Annotated in this window: 17 protein-coding genes; 6 read left to right on the top strand and 11 right to left on the bottom strand. The window is 66.8% G+C overall.

The features are described 5' to 3' along the window. The 4 genes from ACH438_RS13885 to ACH438_RS13870 all read right to left on the bottom strand — a co-directional run. On the bottom strand, positions 1–803 hold an 803-nt coding region (locus tag ACH438_RS13885; protein WP_397004840.1), incomplete at its 3' end, for a DUF222 domain-containing protein. A 73-nt stretch (positions 804–876) separates the two neighbouring features. Continuing rightward, positions 877–1,653 carry an SDR family NAD(P)-dependent oxidoreductase gene (locus ACH438_RS13880; protein ID WP_397004838.1) on the bottom strand — a complete coding sequence of 259 codons (777 nt, stop codon included), beginning with the start codon at positions 1,651–1,653 and terminating at the stop codon, positions 877–879. Between the two features lie 10 nt (positions 1,654–1,663). After that, the gene (locus tag ACH438_RS13875; RefSeq protein WP_397004836.1) at positions 1,664–2,440 is read right to left on the bottom strand and encodes an MBL fold metallo-hydrolase; all 777 of its coding nucleotides are present in this window, start codon (positions 2,438–2,440) and stop codon (positions 1,664–1,666) included. A 163-nt stretch (positions 2,441–2,603) separates the two neighbouring features. After that, on the bottom strand, positions 2,604–2,825 hold the full coding sequence (locus tag ACH438_RS13870; RefSeq protein ID WP_397004834.1) for a hypothetical protein: 222 nt from the start codon (positions 2,823–2,825) through the stop codon (positions 2,604–2,606). Between the two features lie 7 nt (positions 2,826–2,832). Here ACH438_RS13870 and ACH438_RS13865 point away from each other — a divergent pair, with 7 nt between their 5' ends. Further along, complete coding sequence (locus ACH438_RS13865; protein WP_397004832.1) at positions 2,833–3,918, top strand: glutamate--cysteine ligase; 1,086 nt, start codon at positions 2,833–2,835, stop codon at positions 3,916–3,918. 6 nt (positions 3,919–3,924) lie between these two features. Here ACH438_RS13865 and ACH438_RS13860 read toward each other — a convergent pair whose 3' ends face one another. The 4 genes from ACH438_RS13860 to ACH438_RS13845 all read right to left on the bottom strand — a co-directional run bounded on the left by ACH438_RS13860 (position 3,925) and on the right by ACH438_RS13845 (position 7,610). Continuing rightward, positions 3,925–4,812 (bottom strand): hypothetical protein, encoded by an 888-nt coding sequence (locus ACH438_RS13860; protein WP_397004830.1) that lies wholly within the window; start codon positions 4,810–4,812, stop codon positions 3,925–3,927. 123 nt (positions 4,813–4,935) lie between these two features. Next, positions 4,936–5,562: an MBL fold metallo-hydrolase gene (locus tag ACH438_RS13855; RefSeq protein WP_397004828.1), complete on the bottom strand. Its 627-nt coding sequence runs from the start codon at positions 5,560–5,562 to the stop codon at positions 4,936–4,938. Next, positions 5,562–6,647: an S-(hydroxymethyl)mycothiol dehydrogenase gene (locus ACH438_RS13850; RefSeq protein ID WP_397004826.1), complete on the bottom strand. Its 1,086-nt coding sequence runs from the start codon at positions 6,645–6,647 to the stop codon at positions 5,562–5,564. Before ACH438_RS13850 ends, ACH438_RS13855 begins: the two co-directional genes overlap by 1 nt. 81 nt (positions 6,648–6,728) lie before the next feature. Then, entirely contained in the window at positions 6,729–7,610 is an 882-nt protein-coding gene (locus ACH438_RS13845) for a LysR family transcriptional regulator ArgP (RefSeq protein WP_397004824.1), read from the bottom strand. An 80-nt stretch (positions 7,611–7,690) separates the two neighbouring features. Between ACH438_RS13845 and ACH438_RS13840 the strand changes: the two genes are divergently transcribed. Together ACH438_RS13840 and ACH438_RS13835 are read left to right on the top strand one after the other, a co-directional pair. After that, complete coding sequence (locus tag ACH438_RS13840) at positions 7,691–8,308, top strand: LysE/ArgO family amino acid transporter (RefSeq protein ID WP_397004822.1); 618 nt, start codon at positions 7,691–7,693, stop codon at positions 8,306–8,308. A gap of 145 nt (positions 8,309–8,453) precedes the next feature. Further along, entirely contained in the window at positions 8,454–8,786 is a 333-nt protein-coding gene (locus ACH438_RS13835; RefSeq protein ID WP_397004820.1) for an antibiotic biosynthesis monooxygenase, read from the top strand. Positions 8,787–8,810: 24 nt separating this feature from the next. Here ACH438_RS13835 and ACH438_RS13830 read toward each other — a convergent pair whose 3' ends face one another. After that, positions 8,811–9,443, bottom strand: a complete 633-nt coding sequence (locus tag ACH438_RS13830; RefSeq protein WP_397004818.1) for a TetR/AcrR family transcriptional regulator — start codon at positions 9,441–9,443, stop codon at positions 8,811–8,813. 61 nt (positions 9,444–9,504) lie between these two features. On the opposite strand from ACH438_RS13830, the gene ACH438_RS13825 reads away from it, so the two are divergent. Beyond that, positions 9,505–10,662 carry a glycosyltransferase gene (locus ACH438_RS13825; RefSeq protein ID WP_397004816.1) on the top strand — a complete coding sequence of 386 codons (1,158 nt, stop codon included), beginning with the start codon at positions 9,505–9,507 and terminating at the stop codon, positions 10,660–10,662. A gap of 144 nt (positions 10,663–10,806) precedes the next feature. Here the strand turns inward: ACH438_RS13825 and ACH438_RS13820 are convergent, their stop codons facing one another. After that, a complete protein-coding gene (locus tag ACH438_RS13820; RefSeq protein ID WP_397004814.1) occupies positions 10,807–11,817 on the bottom strand; it encodes a Gfo/Idh/MocA family oxidoreductase in 1,011 nt (336 codons plus the stop codon). A gap of 37 nt (positions 11,818–11,854) precedes the next feature. After that, the gene (locus ACH438_RS13815; protein ID WP_397004812.1) at positions 11,855–12,859 is read right to left on the bottom strand and encodes a LacI family DNA-binding transcriptional regulator; all 1,005 of its coding nucleotides are present in this window, start codon (positions 12,857–12,859) and stop codon (positions 11,855–11,857) included. A gap of 260 nt (positions 12,860–13,119) precedes the next feature. On the opposite strand from ACH438_RS13815, the gene ACH438_RS13810 reads away from it, so the two are divergent. Beyond that, positions 13,120–14,022 (top strand): TIM barrel protein, encoded by a 903-nt coding sequence (locus tag ACH438_RS13810; protein ID WP_397004810.1) that lies wholly within the window; start codon positions 13,120–13,122, stop codon positions 14,020–14,022. An 88-nt stretch (positions 14,023–14,110) separates the two neighbouring features. Next, positions 14,111–15,073, top strand: coding sequence for a sugar ABC transporter substrate-binding protein (locus ACH438_RS13805; RefSeq protein WP_397004808.1), 963 nt, complete (start codon positions 14,111–14,113; stop codon positions 15,071–15,073). Positions 15,074–15,080: the final 7 nt, after the last annotated feature.

Raw genomic sequence — 15,080 nt, 5'->3', positions numbered from 1 at the left:
AGGTCGCGTTTCGCGCATGCCTGCATCACTTCCGCATCGATGGTGTCACCTGCGGAATCTCCTGTGGTCCAGGGGCTTTGCGGGTCCTCGGGGTTGCACATGCCCGGTCGCGCCAGTTTCGCCAGGATCGGGTCGAGCAGGGCTCGCAGTTCGGGGGTGATCTCTCCACGGATGGTGGACATGCCGTCGATGCGTTGTTTGCCGAGGGTGAATTCGCGCATGCGTTGGCGGTCTTTGTCCTCGACCAATGTTCCGTCGGGGTCGAGGTAGGACAGGATGCGGTCACCGATTCTGGGCAGGTCGTCGGGCCAGCCGGTGCGCGCGTACTCGGCCAGCTGCTGTTCGACCGCTTCTGCTTGTGCCGCATCGACATTCACCGGCAACCGCTTGAGGATTTTGGCGATGCGCCACGCGTGATCGACGGAGATCTCACCGGCGGCTTGCGCGGCAGCAGTATGCGGCAACAGTGGTTCGAGTTCTTCGCCGCTGATCAGGCGCGGGCCCAGCAGTTTGGCTGCGTTCACGCGCGCGGCGGCTTCGGCATGCGACAGGCGCAGGATCGTGGCCAGGAACTGGGCGGTGCTGCGCGCTTCTGCCTTCTCCGGGATGCGGCGCTCGTCGATCTCGATCAGCAGTCGATGCTCGGCCGCCACCCCACGGCGCTTGTCGGTCTCGTACTCACGCAACATCGCAACCAACTGCTCGTCGGTCAGGCAGGTCAGGTTCGCTTCGAGCATCGCGTCGACACCGGCACCGAACGCCGCGGTGGCGTCAGTGCTGTAGTGGTTCCCCCCGGTGTCCATGCCACCATCTTATCTCGAACGTGCGTTCGAATCTACCCTAATATCATTGTGATACAAGGCTTTTCAGAACTCTCTAGGTAGATGAGAAACCGCCGTCGACGAATACTGTCTGGCCGGTGATATAGGCGGCGGATGGGCCGGCGAGGAACAGGGCGACTCCGGCGTAGTCGGGGGTGGTGCCGTTGCGTCCGATCATGGTTCGCGCGGCCATTTGGTTGGCGCGGTCGGGGTCGGCGAAAACTGCGGAGGTCAGCGGCGTTTGCACGAAACCCGGGGCGATCGCGTTCACGCAGACACCGTGCGGTGACCACGCCTCGGCCTGGGATCGCGTCAGGCCGGTGATGCCGGCCTTGGATGCACCGTAGGCGCCGCTGTGTCCGAACGCTCGGATCGATTGTTGGGAAGCAAGATTGAGGATTCGTCCCCAGCCTCGTCGTGTCATCGACGGGCCGAAACGCTGCCCGAGCAAGAATGGGGCGGTGAGATTGACGGCGAGGGTGGCGTCCCACACCTCCTCGGTGAGCTCATCCAGTGGTGGGCGCAGGTTGATCCCGGCGGAGTTGACCAAGATATCGGGTTCCCCGAACGCTGCGGCCGCTTCGTCGGCAGCTCGCCGAACCTCGGTGCGGTCGCCGAGATCGGCTGCCACCCAAGCCGTCTCGCACCCACTCGCATTCAGTTCGGCGGCAGTCGCGCGCAACCGATCCGCACCGCGCGCGATCAACACCACCCGAGTCCCAGCGGAGCCCAATGCGGCAGCGATCTCCCGCCCGATCCCCGAACTCCCGCCGGTGACAACCGCCACCCGTCCAGATAACCCGAACATCTCGGTGAGGTAGTGAGGGTTCACCAGCTACAACTTATACGTTGGGGCACAGGATGAATCGCCCGAAGGCGCGCCGAGCCGGAGGAAGTCCGACTTCCTCGATCGCCGCCCGGATATCGCGCAGGTCCGCGGTGGTCATCTCCAACGGCCGCTCATCGGGTTGGTAGGTGGTGCGCACCGGATAATCCACACCCGGTTCGTTCGTCATCTCGATGTGGCAGCCGAGTACATGGCTGACCGCCCGCTCGTCGGCGAACTCGATCAGTCGATCGATGCTGCGAGTGAAGGCCGCCCAGTCCTGGATATAGAGCCGCCCCGGGTAAACCGTGTCCCCGGTGAGCAGAAACCCGGTCCACGGGTCGAAGAACGTGACCGCCGCGTCGTGATGTCCCGGAGTGGCCAGGCACTCCAGCACCCGCCCACCCGGATCGATCCGAGCCACGGCGTCCACGTCCTCATCGAATCCGAAGTACTTCCAAGCAGTGCTCAGATCAGCCCCGACCACCGTGGTATTCGCCCGATCGCTGAACTGCTCGTCCCCCGCGACATGGTCACCGTGCCCATGGCTGTGCAGCACCACCAACTCGTACCCATCCCGCGGATACCGCCCCAGCCGCCCCGCGCTCAACTCATCGACCACCCGCCGCAACGGAAAGAACTCCGCATCCCCGGTAGCCCCCGTATCGATCAACACCACCCGCTCGTTCCCGAACAACAAGAACAGAAACGGCCCTTCGTAATTGATCGCCATATTCTGGCGCAAGATCACCGTGTGCTCGTCGTACCAGTGCACCTGAATGTCTTCATCCACATTGTGCTTCGCGGACGGTGACCCATGAATCCACCGCACCCCAAGCGCGCCGGTCCGGGGCCTCGACTCACTGAAATCGATCGATAAACCCGCGTTCACAACGTCTCCTCGGGTGTATGGCCTTGGCCGGCAAGGTACGGCGCCCGCCGCGAATCTACCAACGTCACCAGCCGTTCCAGTGCAGAACTTTGCCTCGCCCGACGCGTTCGGCGGGCCGGAAGCCGGTCCCGAGAGTGAACGCGAGCGGCAGGAAGGCCGCGAGCATGACCTTCTCGTACGGGACGCCCAATGTGTGGGCCAGTTCTCGTTCCAGCGGCCCGGGAAGTAGATGGACGACTGAACAGACCGTTCCGGCAGGTGTGTGCTGGGTGGGGATGAGGTACACATGAACAGTGGAAGCCCCGACCATGGGCGTCGAAGAGGAGTTTCTCCTCGTGGATCCGCGCACCGGTGCGCCGGTCGGCAGGAATGTCGACGTTGCACGCACGGCGGCGGACCTCGGTATCGACCTGCAATTGGAGATCGTGCGCTGCCAGGTCGAGACCAGCACGCGTATTCACACCTCTACCGCCGAGTTGCTCCGGGAATTGCGGGAGCTGCGGCGTGGGGCCGCGGCCAGTGCGGAGAAGAACGACGCGCTGTTGCTGGCTGCGGCGGTACCGCCGGCGGGGCCCGATGAACTGACCATCACCAGTACGCCGCGGTACGACCGGATTGCCGAGAACTTCGGACGGCTGGCCAATGAGCAGGGGCTGTGCGGGTGCCATGTGCATGTCGCGGTCGCCGATCGGGCCGTGGCGGTGCGGGTGAGCAACTTCCTGCGGCCTTGGCTGCCTTCGCTGTTGGCGCTCACCGCCAATTCGGCCATCTATCGGGGCGACGAAACCGGTTATGCGAGTTGGCGGAACATCCTGTGGCGGCGCTGGCCCAGCGCGGGGCCGCCGCCGCATTTCGATTCGCTGCAGGAGTTCGATACCGCGGTGGAATCCATGCTCTCGCTGGGCGTCATCCTCGATCGCAAGATGATCTATTGGGATGTGCGGCCCTCGGTGACCTTCCCGACCGTGGAGGTGCGGGTCAGCGATGTGCCCGCCACGGTCGAGGAGACCGCGCTGCTCGCCACCCTGGTGCGGGCGGCCGTAATGACCGCCGGGACAATCGAGTCGGTGCCGGTCGTCGCGGAAGACACACTGCGCGCGGCCTATTGGAAGGCGGCCCACGAGGGTATCGACGGCGCGGCCATCGACCCGTTCGACGGCCGCACCGTCCCGGTCGAGGATCTGCTCATGCGGTTTGTCGTGCGGATCCGGCCGGCCCTGGAGGAACTGGGGGAGCTGGGCTTCGTCGGCGACGGCGTGACCAAACTGCTGGCGCGCGGAAACGGTGCGCGCCGGCAGCTCAATGCCTTCCGGGTGCGCGGGGAGCTCGGCGATGTGGTGGACCAGATCGCCGAGGCCACGCTCTACAGCTGCCGCTGAGCCGGATTACTTGGTCTGCATGCAGAGCGCGTAATCCACGATCTCCGGCCCGCCGCCGTACGAGTAGCTGTGGGTGTAGACCAGATCGGAGTCGGGAAAGCTGGTGTCGCACTGGGATTCGGCCGTCGGGCCCGAGGTCTTGCCCAGCACCGTCGCCTGCGACCGGTCATCGCCGCAGGACACGATCTCCATCTTGGGATGGGTGTCGGTCTTCACGTCGCCCTTGGTGTCCCACACGCAGTCGCCGGGCTTGACCTTGTCACTGTCGGGGAAGTTGACCGGAGTGGTCGGCGTGGCCGAGGTCGTCGGGTTGCCGGGCACGACCGGCGCCGCCGGGGCCGACGGGAACGAAGGCATCGACTGCACGCTCGGGAAGCTGGGTATCGACGGAATGGTCGGCGGCACATACGGCTTGTAGCCACTGTTGCTGCTGCTCGACGAATTCCCCGACGCCGCACCCGCGATGATCAACCCCGCGACGGCCAGCGGCACCAGCACGCCCGCGATCTGCCACCGCTGCAGCAGCGGCCTTCCCGGCGACATGGGCTGCCTGGGCGCCCCCGGCACCGGCGGCGGCAGCTTCGCGACCTGGTATCGCGCACCGACATTCATCAGAATCGTGAACGGGTTGATGACCATCGACATCAGACCCCACCAGCCCTGTACCAGGCTGTCCCCGGTCATCTTCCGGAACACGGCGAGCCCGCATTCCCGGCAGAACGGTCCGGGCAGTTTGCGGAACTGCATCATGAAGATCAGGCCGCGATGCGCGCGGAAGTCGACGTCCACCGCGGGGGTGGCGCCGCAGTAGCGGCAGTAGACGCCATTGGGCTGACTGAAGCCGTCGGGCTGGGTGAAAACCGCATCACGGAACGGCGATTCGGGCATGGACAAGCTGAACGATCCCCCCTGGCGGAGCTGTGAACCGCCGTATTCAAGCACACGGGGGTGACAACTGCCCAGACGACCCGGCGCCGAATATGGTTCCCGCGCCGGGTCGTTGGGGTGATAGCCGGATCAGTGCCCTCGGCTACGCCATTCGTCCAGCTGCGGGGCCTCCGCCCCGATGGTGGTCGATTCACCGTGACCGGTGTGCACCAGCGTGTCCGGCGGCAGCGACAGCAGGCGTTCGGCGATCGACGCGAGGATCGTCGGGAAGTCCGAGTAGGACCGCCCGGTCGCGCCGGGTCCGCCGTGGAAGAGCGTGTCGCCGGTGAAGACGACACCCAGATCGGGGGAGTAGAAGCACACCGCGCCGGGCGCGTGACCGGGCGTGTGCAGCACCTCCAGCGCCGTGCCGCCCACCTCGATGATCTGCTTGTCCTGCAGTTCACCGTCCGGCTCGACATCCGGATGGGTCAGCCGCCACACCACCAGATCGGCGGGGTGCAGGAATACGGGAGCGCCCGTGGCCTTGGACAATTCGGGTGCCACGCGCACGTGATCGTCGTGCGCGTGGGTCGCGAGAATGGCCTTCACCTTGCGGGCGCCGATCAGATCCAGGATGGTCTCGACATTGTGCGGCGCGTCGATGACGACGCATTCCAGGTCGTCGCCCACCACCCAGACATTGTTGTCCACGTCGAAAGTCTCGCCGTCCAGGCTGAAAGTGCCCGTGGTGACGGCGTGGTCGATATGTGCCATCAGAGCATCACCACCGAGCGCAGCACATCACCGTGGTGCATCTTGGTGAAGGCCGCCTCCACATCGTTCAGTGAGATCTTCTCGGAGACAAAGGCATCCAGGTCCAGACGGCCCTGCTTGTACAGCTCGATCAGGTACGGGAAGTCGCGGGACGGGAGGCAGTCGCCGTACCAGGAGGACTTCAACGAGCCACCGCGCGAGAAGAAGTCGATGAGCGGCATATCGAGTTTCATGTCTGGGGTCGGCACGCCGACCAGCACCACGGTGCCGGCCAGATCGCGCGCGTAGAACGCCTGCTTCCAGGTCTCGGGACGCCCGACCGCGTCGATCACCACGTCCGCGCCGAAGCCGCCGGTGAGTTCCTGAACCTGCTCCACCGCATCCTCTTTGCCCGCGTTCACGGTGTGGGTGGCGCCGAAACCCTTGGCCCACTCCAGCTTCCGCTCGTCGAGGTCGATCGCGATGATGGTGGTCGCGCCCGCCAGCCGCGCGCCCGCGATCGCCGCATTGCCGACGCCGCCGCAGCCGATGACTGCGACGCTGTCACCGCGGCTCACGCCACCGGTATTGATGGCCGCGCCCAGGCCCGCCATCACACCGCAGCCGAGCAAGCCGGCCGCCGCGGGGGAGACACTCGGATCCACCTTCGTGCACTGGCCCGCGTGCACGAGCGTCTTCTCCGCGAACGCGCCGATACCGAGCGCCGGGGTGAGCGGCGTGCCGTCGGTGAGCGTCATGGGCTGCGACGCATTGAACGTCGAGAAGCAGTACCACGGCTTGCCCTTGCGACAAGCGCGACAGGAACCGCACACCGCACGCCAGTTGAGGATGACGAAATCACCGGGCTCGACATCGGTGACGCCCTCGCCCACCGATTCCACGATGCCCGCGGCCTCGTGCCCGAGCAGGAACGGGAATTCGTCATTGATGCCGCCCTCCCGATAGTGCAGATCGGTGTGGCATACGCCGCACGCCTGCACGGTGACCACGGCCTCACCCGGCCCGGGATCCGGGATGACGATCTCGGTCACTTCCACTGGAGCGTTCTTGGACCGGGCGATCACGCCACGCACAATCTGAGACACGTAAGTCCTTCCTGGAGATGACCACAAATCACTTCGACTATGACATGCGCATACGAGAATCGTCAGTGCGGGATTCGATGATCATCGCAGCGCGGCGGTCGCGGCCGCGGCAATGGTCTCGGCCACCATGGTCAGCGCGGGCGAGTCGAGCTTCCACTGTTGCCAATACAGCGGGATATCGAAGAACGCCTTGTCATCCAAGGGAATCAGCGCATCGTCCGGGCGCAACTGCAGATCCGGCATCATGCCCCAGCCGAGGCCGAGCCGGATGGCGTCCGCGAATCCGGCCGAGGACGGAATGTAGTGCCGCGGCGGATTCAGGGGCTTGCGGGTGTACTGGCGAATGAGCCGGAACTGCATATCGTCCTTGCGATCGAACAGGATCACCGGCGCGACCGCGAAGCTTTTGGCCGACGCGCCGAGCGCGAACCAGGTGCGCATGAATTCCGGATTCGCGGTGGGGCGGTAGCGCATTGCGCCCAGCCGCCGCACCGAGCAGCCCTGCACGGCGGTGGCGGTGGAGGTGATGGCCGCCATCACGGTACCGTCGCGCAGCAGCCGGGTGGTGTGTTCCTCGTCCTCGCGATGGATTTCGAAGCACACGCCGTGCGCCGCCGCCCGGCCGAGCGCGGGCATGACCCAGGTCTGCAGCGAATCGGCATTGACCGCAATGGGGATGCTCACCGGGCGATCGGTCGGCTGATGCGCATCGCCCAATTCCCGTGCGGTGTCGCCGCTGAGCAATTGGATCTGCCGGGCGAGCCGCAGCACGGTGAGCCCGGAGTCGGTGGGCTGCACCGGTTTGGTGCGCTGCACCAGGATCCGGCCGGCCGCGTCTTCGAGGGCTTTGATGCGCTGAGAGATTGCCGAGGGCGTCACATTGAGCCGGCGGGCGGCCGCCTCGAAGGTGCCCTCGCTGATCACGGCGTCCAGTGCGCGCAGCTGGTCGAGCTGTAGGTCCATGGGTCCATGTTAAGGAAGCGTAATGGTGCATCAGAATGATTAGCTGGACTGGTCCTGGACGGCCGCCCTACTTTTGAGGGGTGAATGCAACGTCGGCGGCCCTGGCGGCCATCTCAGGACTCGGTTTCGGACTCTCCCTCATCGTCGCGATCGGCGCGCAGAACGCGTTCGTTTTGCGTCAAGGGATACGCCGCGAACACGTCCTGCCCGTCGTTGCGGTCTGCGCGATATCCGATGTGTTGCTGATCACCATCGGCGTGGCCGGGTTCGGCGCGGTCGCGCACAGTGCGCCACTGGTGACGACCATCGCCAAGTACGCGGGCGCGGCCTTCCTGCTCGGGTACGCCTGCTTCGCCGCCAAGCGCGCCCTCTCCGCCTCGGCCCTCAATGCCGGCGGCGGTACGCCCATCGCGCTGGGCGCGGCCGTGGCCACCTGCCTCGCGGTCACCTGGCTGAACCCGCACGCCTATCTCGACACCATGGTCCTGCTCGGCTCGTTCGCCAGCACCTACGCGACACCGGACCGCTGGTTCCTGGCGGCCGGCGCGGCGATCGGCAGCATCGTGTGGTTCGTATCCCTCGGTTTCGGGGCGCGACTGCTCGCCCCGCTGTTCGCGAAACCCGTCGCCTGGCGCGTGCTGGATTCGGTCATCGCGGTCGTCATGACGGCGCTCGGTGTGGGTCTGCTGCTGAACTGACTTCACCGGCAGGCGGTTTCGGCGCTACGCTGTGGTGGTCGAAAAGGACCTCGGCCGGCATGGGTAAGCCCGGCCACCTCCTAGGGAGGCTCCGTATCGCCGCAAGGCGAACCCTCGACACTCATTTCGAGTGCGAGGAGTAGCCATGCCCATTATCCGTGTCGACGGAACCGTCACGCAGATCAACGTTTTCACCGTGAATCCCGGACAGCAGCAAGCGCTGCTGGACTATCTGGCCGCGGCCGCCCGGGTGGCGGCCGATGTGCCGGGCTGGATGTCGGCCAGCCTGCATCGCAGCCTGGACGGCACCAAGGTCGTGAACTATGCCCAGAGCGAGGATATGGATGCTTCGCGGCGGGTCATCGACAGACTCATGGCCGAGGGAATGATCCAGGGCAACAAGGCATTCGGGCAGTCGAAACCGGGCCTGTACGAAGTCACCTTCACCCTGGACCGGGATTCACGCCCGGCACAGTAGTTCGCACTGGTTCGCCATATAGCGTCACTGCTTCGAAAGTAGGGCCGCGGCAAGGCTTTCGGCGATGAACTGCTCGGTTTCCGCGCCGGGCCAGCCGCGGTCGATCAACAGTGAGCGGTAGACGTCATAGGTGGTGAGGGCGTACATGATGTCGGCGGCGCGCTCGGCGGTCAGACCCGGTTTGAGCGCGCCCTTCGCCGCGAGTTCGGGCGTGATGTGGCGCGGGCCATCGTAGCGGCCCTGTTCGGCCGCGGTCAGGAAGGCGCCGACCTCGGGATCCACCGCGGCGGTGACTCGCATGATGTCCAGCAATCCCATATAGCGCTCGGACACCGTGCGCATATGCGCGGCATACATCGCGAGCTGCCGCACCGGATCGGGTTCAGCGAACAGCTCACGGACCCAGGCCCGTTCGGGCGGCGGCGTCGCGGAATCCTCGTCGGGGCCGGCCACCAGGACCGCGGCCGTCTCGGCGAGCACGCCCACTTTCGTGCCGAAGGCCTGATAAATGGTCTGCACATGCACGCCCGCGGTATCCGCGATCGCCTGCAGCGTGGTGCCGGCATAACCCCGTTCGGTGAACAGGGTTGCGGCCGCCTCGGCGACGCGGCGGCGGGTCACCTGGCGGCGACCGGCTCGATGGGCTCCGGTTGACATGCTCACCATCGTATCTATAGTTCACTATATAGTTCGCTATACCGACGGGAGAGTCGGCAATATGCGCATCCTTATTACCACTACACCGATGGAGGGCGTGTTCGCGCCGGTGGCCCCGGTGGCCGCCGCGCTGGCAGCCCAGGGGAACGAAGTACTGGTCGCGACCGCGCCACAGCTGCTCGGGCGAGTGCGCGAGAGCGGCTTACCGGGCGTGGCGGCCGGACCGGACGCACCCGTGGCTGCCGCCGAAGCGGTGACGCTGCCGGAATTCGCGGCGGGCAAGCAGCCGTGGCGAATAGGCGCGGTGATGTTCAGCCGGGTCATGGCGCCACGCAAACTGCCCGAACTCCGGGCCATCGCCGATGAATTCAGTCCGGACCTGGTGTTGCATGCGCCGGTCGACCTCGCGGCGCCGATTCTGGCGGCAGAGCGGGGAATTCCGTCGATCACCTACGGCACGGGTCTGCTCCTGGAACCCGAACTGATCGCGGCGATGTCGGAATGGGTTGCCCCGCTCTGGCATTCGGCGGGCCTGGAACCCGACGAACATGCCGGTCTGTACCGATACGGCTACCTCGATCCGGTGCCGTCCAGCTTGCAACCCGACCTCGGCCCCGCAGCTGATATCGCACAGCGGATCCGCCCTGCGGTCTCCGGACGAGCCGACGACGAACTGCCGGAACGGATCCGCCGCCTGGGTGATCGGCCGGTGGTGTATGTATCCCTCGGCACGGTCCCGATCTTCAACCAGCCCAGCGCCTTCGAACCATTGCTGGCAGGTGTGGCCGACCTGGATGCCGACATCGTGGTGACGGTGGGCACCGATACCGATCCGTCGGCACTCGGCGCCGTGCCGCCCAATATCCATGTCGAGCAATGGCTCTCACTGTCGGCACTGCTGCCACGCTGTGACGTGGTGCTCTGTCACGGCGGAGCGGGTACCAGCCTGGCCGCGCTCTCACACGGCCTGCCCCTGGTGCTCACCCCGCGCGGCGCCGACCAATTCCCGACCGCGGCCGCATGCCGCCGAGCCGGTGCCGCCCAGGTACTCGTCCCGGACGAGGTGACGCCGGACAACATCCGCGCCGCGGTGGAAGCAGCGCTGCACGACAACTCTTATCGCGGCGCGGCGGCCCGGCTACAGGCCGAGATAGCCGCCCGGCCCTCGGCGGCGGCCGCGGCTGAGGCCATGCTGCACAGGTTCGTGCTGGAAGCCTGATCGCGGCACATCCGCGAACCGTGTTCGACGTCGGCGGCCGCAACCCGGATTCGGCTGCGGCCGCCGACGTTCATAGCACGCGAGGGTTCACCCGTCGCGTCGATTCGGTTGCTGCGGTGCCGAATTCGGTCGCGAGGTCACCCGTCAGCGGCGGACCTCGGTGAGGGCTACCGGCCGGCCCTCGCGGCGGGACAGTTCGCAGGCCTCGGCGACATAGAAGGCTTCGAGGGCCTCGCCGGGCGGGCAGGGGTTGGGGGCCCCGGTGGCGGCTACGCCGACGAAGGTGGTCAGCTCTTCGGTGTAGGCGCCGCGGAACCGGTCCATGAAACCGGGCCACGCCGGCAGCGAGGACTGCGGGTAGCCGGGCTCGACCGAATGCAGCGGCGCGCGATCGTCCAGTCCCACAACAGCATTGCCCTGGGCGCCGAGGACTTCGAGGCGGACGTCGTAGCCTGCGCCGTTGTAGCGGCCCAGGGATACCGTCGCGAGCGCGCCGTCGTCGAGGCGGAGGATGACCGCGGCGGTGTCGACATCGTTTGCGGCGGCGAAGAATTGCTCGCCGCGGTTGGCGCCGGTGGCGTAGACCTCGGCGATCTCGCGCCCGGTGACCCAGCGGATGATGTCGAAATCGTGCACGCCGCAATCGCGGAAAATACCGCCCGAGCGAGGAATGTATTCGGCGGGCGGCGGCGCCGGATCGAGGGTGGTGGCGCGCAGCGTGTGCACCCAGCCGAGATCACCGGAAGCCACCGCGGCGCGGGCCGCGCGGTACCCGGCGTCGAAGCGGCGCTGGAAGCCGATCTGCACCGGCACCGTTGTGGTGGCGACCCGTTCGACCACGGCGAGGGTGCCGGCGATATCGGCGGCGACCGGCTTCTCGCAGAACACCGGAATCCCGCGTTCCACCGCTGCCAGAATGAGTTCCGGATGCGAGTCCGTGGCGGTGGTGATCACCAAGCCGCCGAGATCGGCCGCCAGCAGCGCATCGATATCGGCCGCGAATTCCAGGTCGAGTTTGTCGGCGGTGGTGCGGGCGCGGTCGGCGTCGGCGTCGGCCACCACGACCGCTTCCACGCCGGGCAGCCCGGCGAGGGTTTCGGCGTGCGAGACGCCGATGCGGCCGGTTCCGGCCAGGCCCATTCGAATCGGGGACATGGTTGCCCTGCCTTTCTGAAGTCGCTTGTGGCTCTGGTCAATCGCGGGGTGCGGCCGTCGTCGAGCGGACGACCAGTGAGGGTTCCAGCCGTTGGCGCAGCGGCTCGGTGCGGCCCTCGCGCAGGCGTTGTTCGAGCGCGGTCACCGACAGTTCCCCGATGCGGGTGCGGGGCTGGTCGATGGTGGTCAGCGACACGTGCCGCAGGGCCGCCAGGGAGGAGTTGTCGTAGCCGACGACCGAGACGTCCTCGGGGACGCGCAGTCCGGCTTCCTCCAGCGCTGCCATGGCGCCCACGGCGTTGAAGTCGTTGCCGCAGACCAGAGCGGTGGGAAAGCTGTTGGGGGAGAAGATGTTCAGCAGTTTGCGCACGGCCGCGGCGCCTGCCGCGTCGGTGTGCTCGCTGGCGATCACCATGGGTTCGAGGCCGTGGCGTTCCATGGCGGCGGTATAGCCCCGCCGCCGCGGCCCGGCGGCGAAGGCGGCCCCGCCGTCGAGGTGCACGATGCGCCGATGACCCAGGGCCACCAGGTGATCCACGGCCAGCGCGGCACCCGATTCGCCATCGTCGTTGACGGTGTCCACGCCCGCGATGCTGGAACTGCGGGAGACCAGCACGATGGGGCACCGTTGCGCGGCTTCCCGGATGGCCGCCGCGGGCAGCACCGGGGAGAGCAGGATGATGCCGCCCGGACGGAAGGACAGCAGGCTCTCCAGGGCCGTGCGTTCCCGGGCCGCACTGCGCCGCCCGGTGTTGAGGATGAGCTCCAGCCCGGCTGCCTGCGCGGCCTCGTCCATGCCCTCCACCACATCCGCGAAGAAGGCATTGCGGAGATCGGAGACCATGACGCCGACGAGGTTGGAGGTGCGGCTGGCCAGTGAGCGCGCCAGGGCGTGCGGCTGGTAGCCGAGGTCCGCGGCGGCCTCGAGCACCGCGCGGCGGCGGTGCTCACTGACCTTGGGGGAGTTGCGCATCACCAGCGAGACCAGGGCCCGGGAGACGCCGGCGCGGGCGGCGACGTCCTCCATGGTCGGTCGGGTCATGGTGCCTCCGCGTCGGTTCCGGGTTGGTGTGTCCGAAGCTACAGCGTCGGCTGCGGTCGGGCAATAGAGCGCTCTAATCGGATTTACAAGACACCGGATCGGATGACCGTTTGCCCTGTAAGGCGGTGTTTTCCAAGGGTATTGACCACTTTTCGGTTCGCGCCGAGGTCTTGACAGTGGAGTGAGCCAGGTTACATTGTTGGAGCGCTCCAATAGTGAGCGCCTCACTCGATGGCAACCGACAGGTCTGGGAAGTGCCGATGACCGAAACGCTCCATCCACTGCGTATAGCCGCCGCGCCGATCTCCTGGGGAGTCTGCGAAGTGCCCGGCTGGGGGCATGTCCTCGAACCGGGGATCGTCCTGGCCGAAATGGCGACTCTGGGTATCACCGCGACAGAATTCGGTCCGCCCGGCTATCTACCCTCGGATCCACACGAGCTACGCCGCGTGCTCGCGGGCCATGGCATGGCGCCGGTCGGCGGATTCCTCGCTCTCGCACTGCATCACGAATCGGGGAAGGCGCTGGCCGAGGCCCGGACCCAGGCCGCGTTGTTCGCCGCCGCCGGCGCCGAGGTGCTGGTACTCGCCGCCGCCACCGGATCCGACGGCTACGACACCCGCGAACCCCTCACCGACTACGAGTGGCAGACGCTGCTCGACACCGCCGCCACTGTGTCGGATATCGCCGTCGAACACGGCTTGCGCGTGGCCCTGCACCCGCATGTCGGCACGCACGTCGAGACCGAGGCCGAGGTGGAACGCTTCCTCGCCGATTCCGATCTCGATATCTGTATCGACACCGGTCACCTGCTGATCGGCGGCGCCGACCCGGTCGCGCTCGCCCGCCGGTACGCGCATCGCATCGGGCACATCCACCTCAAGGATGTGCGCCTGGCGATCGCCGACGAAGTACGCAGCGGCCGAATGGAATACAGCGAGGCCGTGCGGCAGGGCATCTATGCGCCGCTGGGCGCCGGCGATGTCGATATCGCGGCGCTGGTGCGCAGCGTGCGGGACGCCGGGTACCGCGGCTGGTACGTCATGGAACAGGACACCGCCCTGCGGCCCGGCGATACCGCCGAGGGGCCGAGCCGTGATGCGGAACAAAGTCTGCGACACCTGGCCGAAATCGCCTCGTCCGCCGCCTCGGCGCGGATTTAGTAGAGGGGTGCAGACGACGATGTCCCAACCCTCTCGAAGCTCTCGAACCTTTCGGGCAACGCAGCCGTCCAGAACCTTCTGGCGGGGCTTGCGCCGACTATCGCCCTGGCTCGCCGCCGCGGCTGTACTCGCGGCATGTAGCGGCCCCGGCGCGGATGTCACCAGCGCGCCGCAATCGCCCGCCAGCGTCGGCCAGCTCCGTTCCGTCGCCGTGGTCACCCATGGCAGTGCGGGCGATGCCTTCTGGAATGTGGTCAAGAACGGCGCCGAGGCCGCGGGCAAGGATCTCGGGGTCCGGGTCGAGTACAACTCCTCGGGCGATCCCGGCCAGCAGGCCACCCTCATCGACAATGCGGTGGCGCAGGGCGTGGACGGACTGGTGGTCTCCATGGCCAATCCCGACGCCCTGAAGCCGTCCATCGAAAAGGCCGTCGCCGCGGGCATTCCCGTGGTCACCATCAACTCCGGCGAGGAACAGAGCGCCGCCTTCGGCGCCATCGGCCATGTCGGCCAGAGCGAGCGGCAGGCCGGCGCGTCCGCCGGTAAGCGGCTGGCGGACGCCGGGAAACACAAGATGCTGTGCGTGATTCACGAGGCCGGCAATGTGGGCGCCAACGAACGCTGCGTCGGCGCCACCCAAGGTTTCGGCACCACCGTCAATCTGCAGGTCGACATCAACAATCCGACCGACGCGCAGTCCCGCATCAAGGGCGCGCTGGAGTCGGATCCTTCGCTCGATGCGGTGCTGACGCTGAATTCGCAGGTCGCGGCCCTCGCGGTGAGCGCCGTCAAGGAATCGCACTCCAAGGCCGTGGTGGCCACCTTCGATCTGAACAGTGATGTGGTGGACGCGATCCGCGCGGGCACTCTGCTGTTCGCGGTGGACCAGCAGCAGTACGAGCAGGGCTACCTGCCGGTGGTCATGCTGAAGATGTACAAGTCGAACCTCAATACCGTCGGTGGTGGACTGCCGGTGCAGACGGGTCCGGCCTTCGTGGACAAGAAGAACGTCGATGCCATCGCCGCGCTCGTCGGCCAGGGCACACGGTGAGCGCGGG

Source organism: Nocardia sp. NPDC020380, assembly GCF_044386975.1.
GTDB lineage: Bacteria > Actinomycetota > Actinomycetes > Mycobacteriales > Mycobacteriaceae > Nocardia.
This window is presented reverse-complemented; position numbering and strand designations above follow the sequence as displayed.

Excerpts from the sequence above, each read along its gene's own strand:
- ACH438_RS13835 (WP_397004820.1), top strand. The coding sequence starts at position 8,454 with ATGCCCATTATCCGTGTCGACGGAACCGTCACGCAGATCAACGTTTTC.
- ACH438_RS13830 (WP_397004818.1), bottom strand. The coding sequence starts at position 9,443 with ATGTCAACCGGAGCCCATCGAGCCGGTCGCCGCCAGGTGACCCGCCGC.
- ACH438_RS13810 (WP_397004810.1), top strand. The coding sequence starts at position 13,120 with ATGACCGAAACGCTCCATCCACTGCGTATAGCCGCCGCGCCGATCTCC.
- ACH438_RS13855 (WP_397004828.1), bottom strand. The coding sequence starts at position 5,562 with ATGGCACATATCGACCACGCCGTCACCACGGGCACTTTCAGCCTGGAC.
- ACH438_RS13815 (WP_397004812.1), bottom strand. The coding sequence starts at position 12,859 with ATGACCCGACCGACCATGGAGGACGTCGCCGCCCGCGCCGGCGTCTCC.
- ACH438_RS13825 (WP_397004816.1), top strand. The coding sequence starts at position 9,505 with ATGCGCATCCTTATTACCACTACACCGATGGAGGGCGTGTTCGCGCCG.
- ACH438_RS13845 (WP_397004824.1), bottom strand. The coding sequence starts at position 7,610 with ATGGACCTACAGCTCGACCAGCTGCGCGCACTGGACGCCGTGATCAGC.
- ACH438_RS13820 (WP_397004814.1), bottom strand. The coding sequence starts at position 11,817 with ATGTCCCCGATTCGAATGGGCCTGGCCGGAACCGGCCGCATCGGCGTC.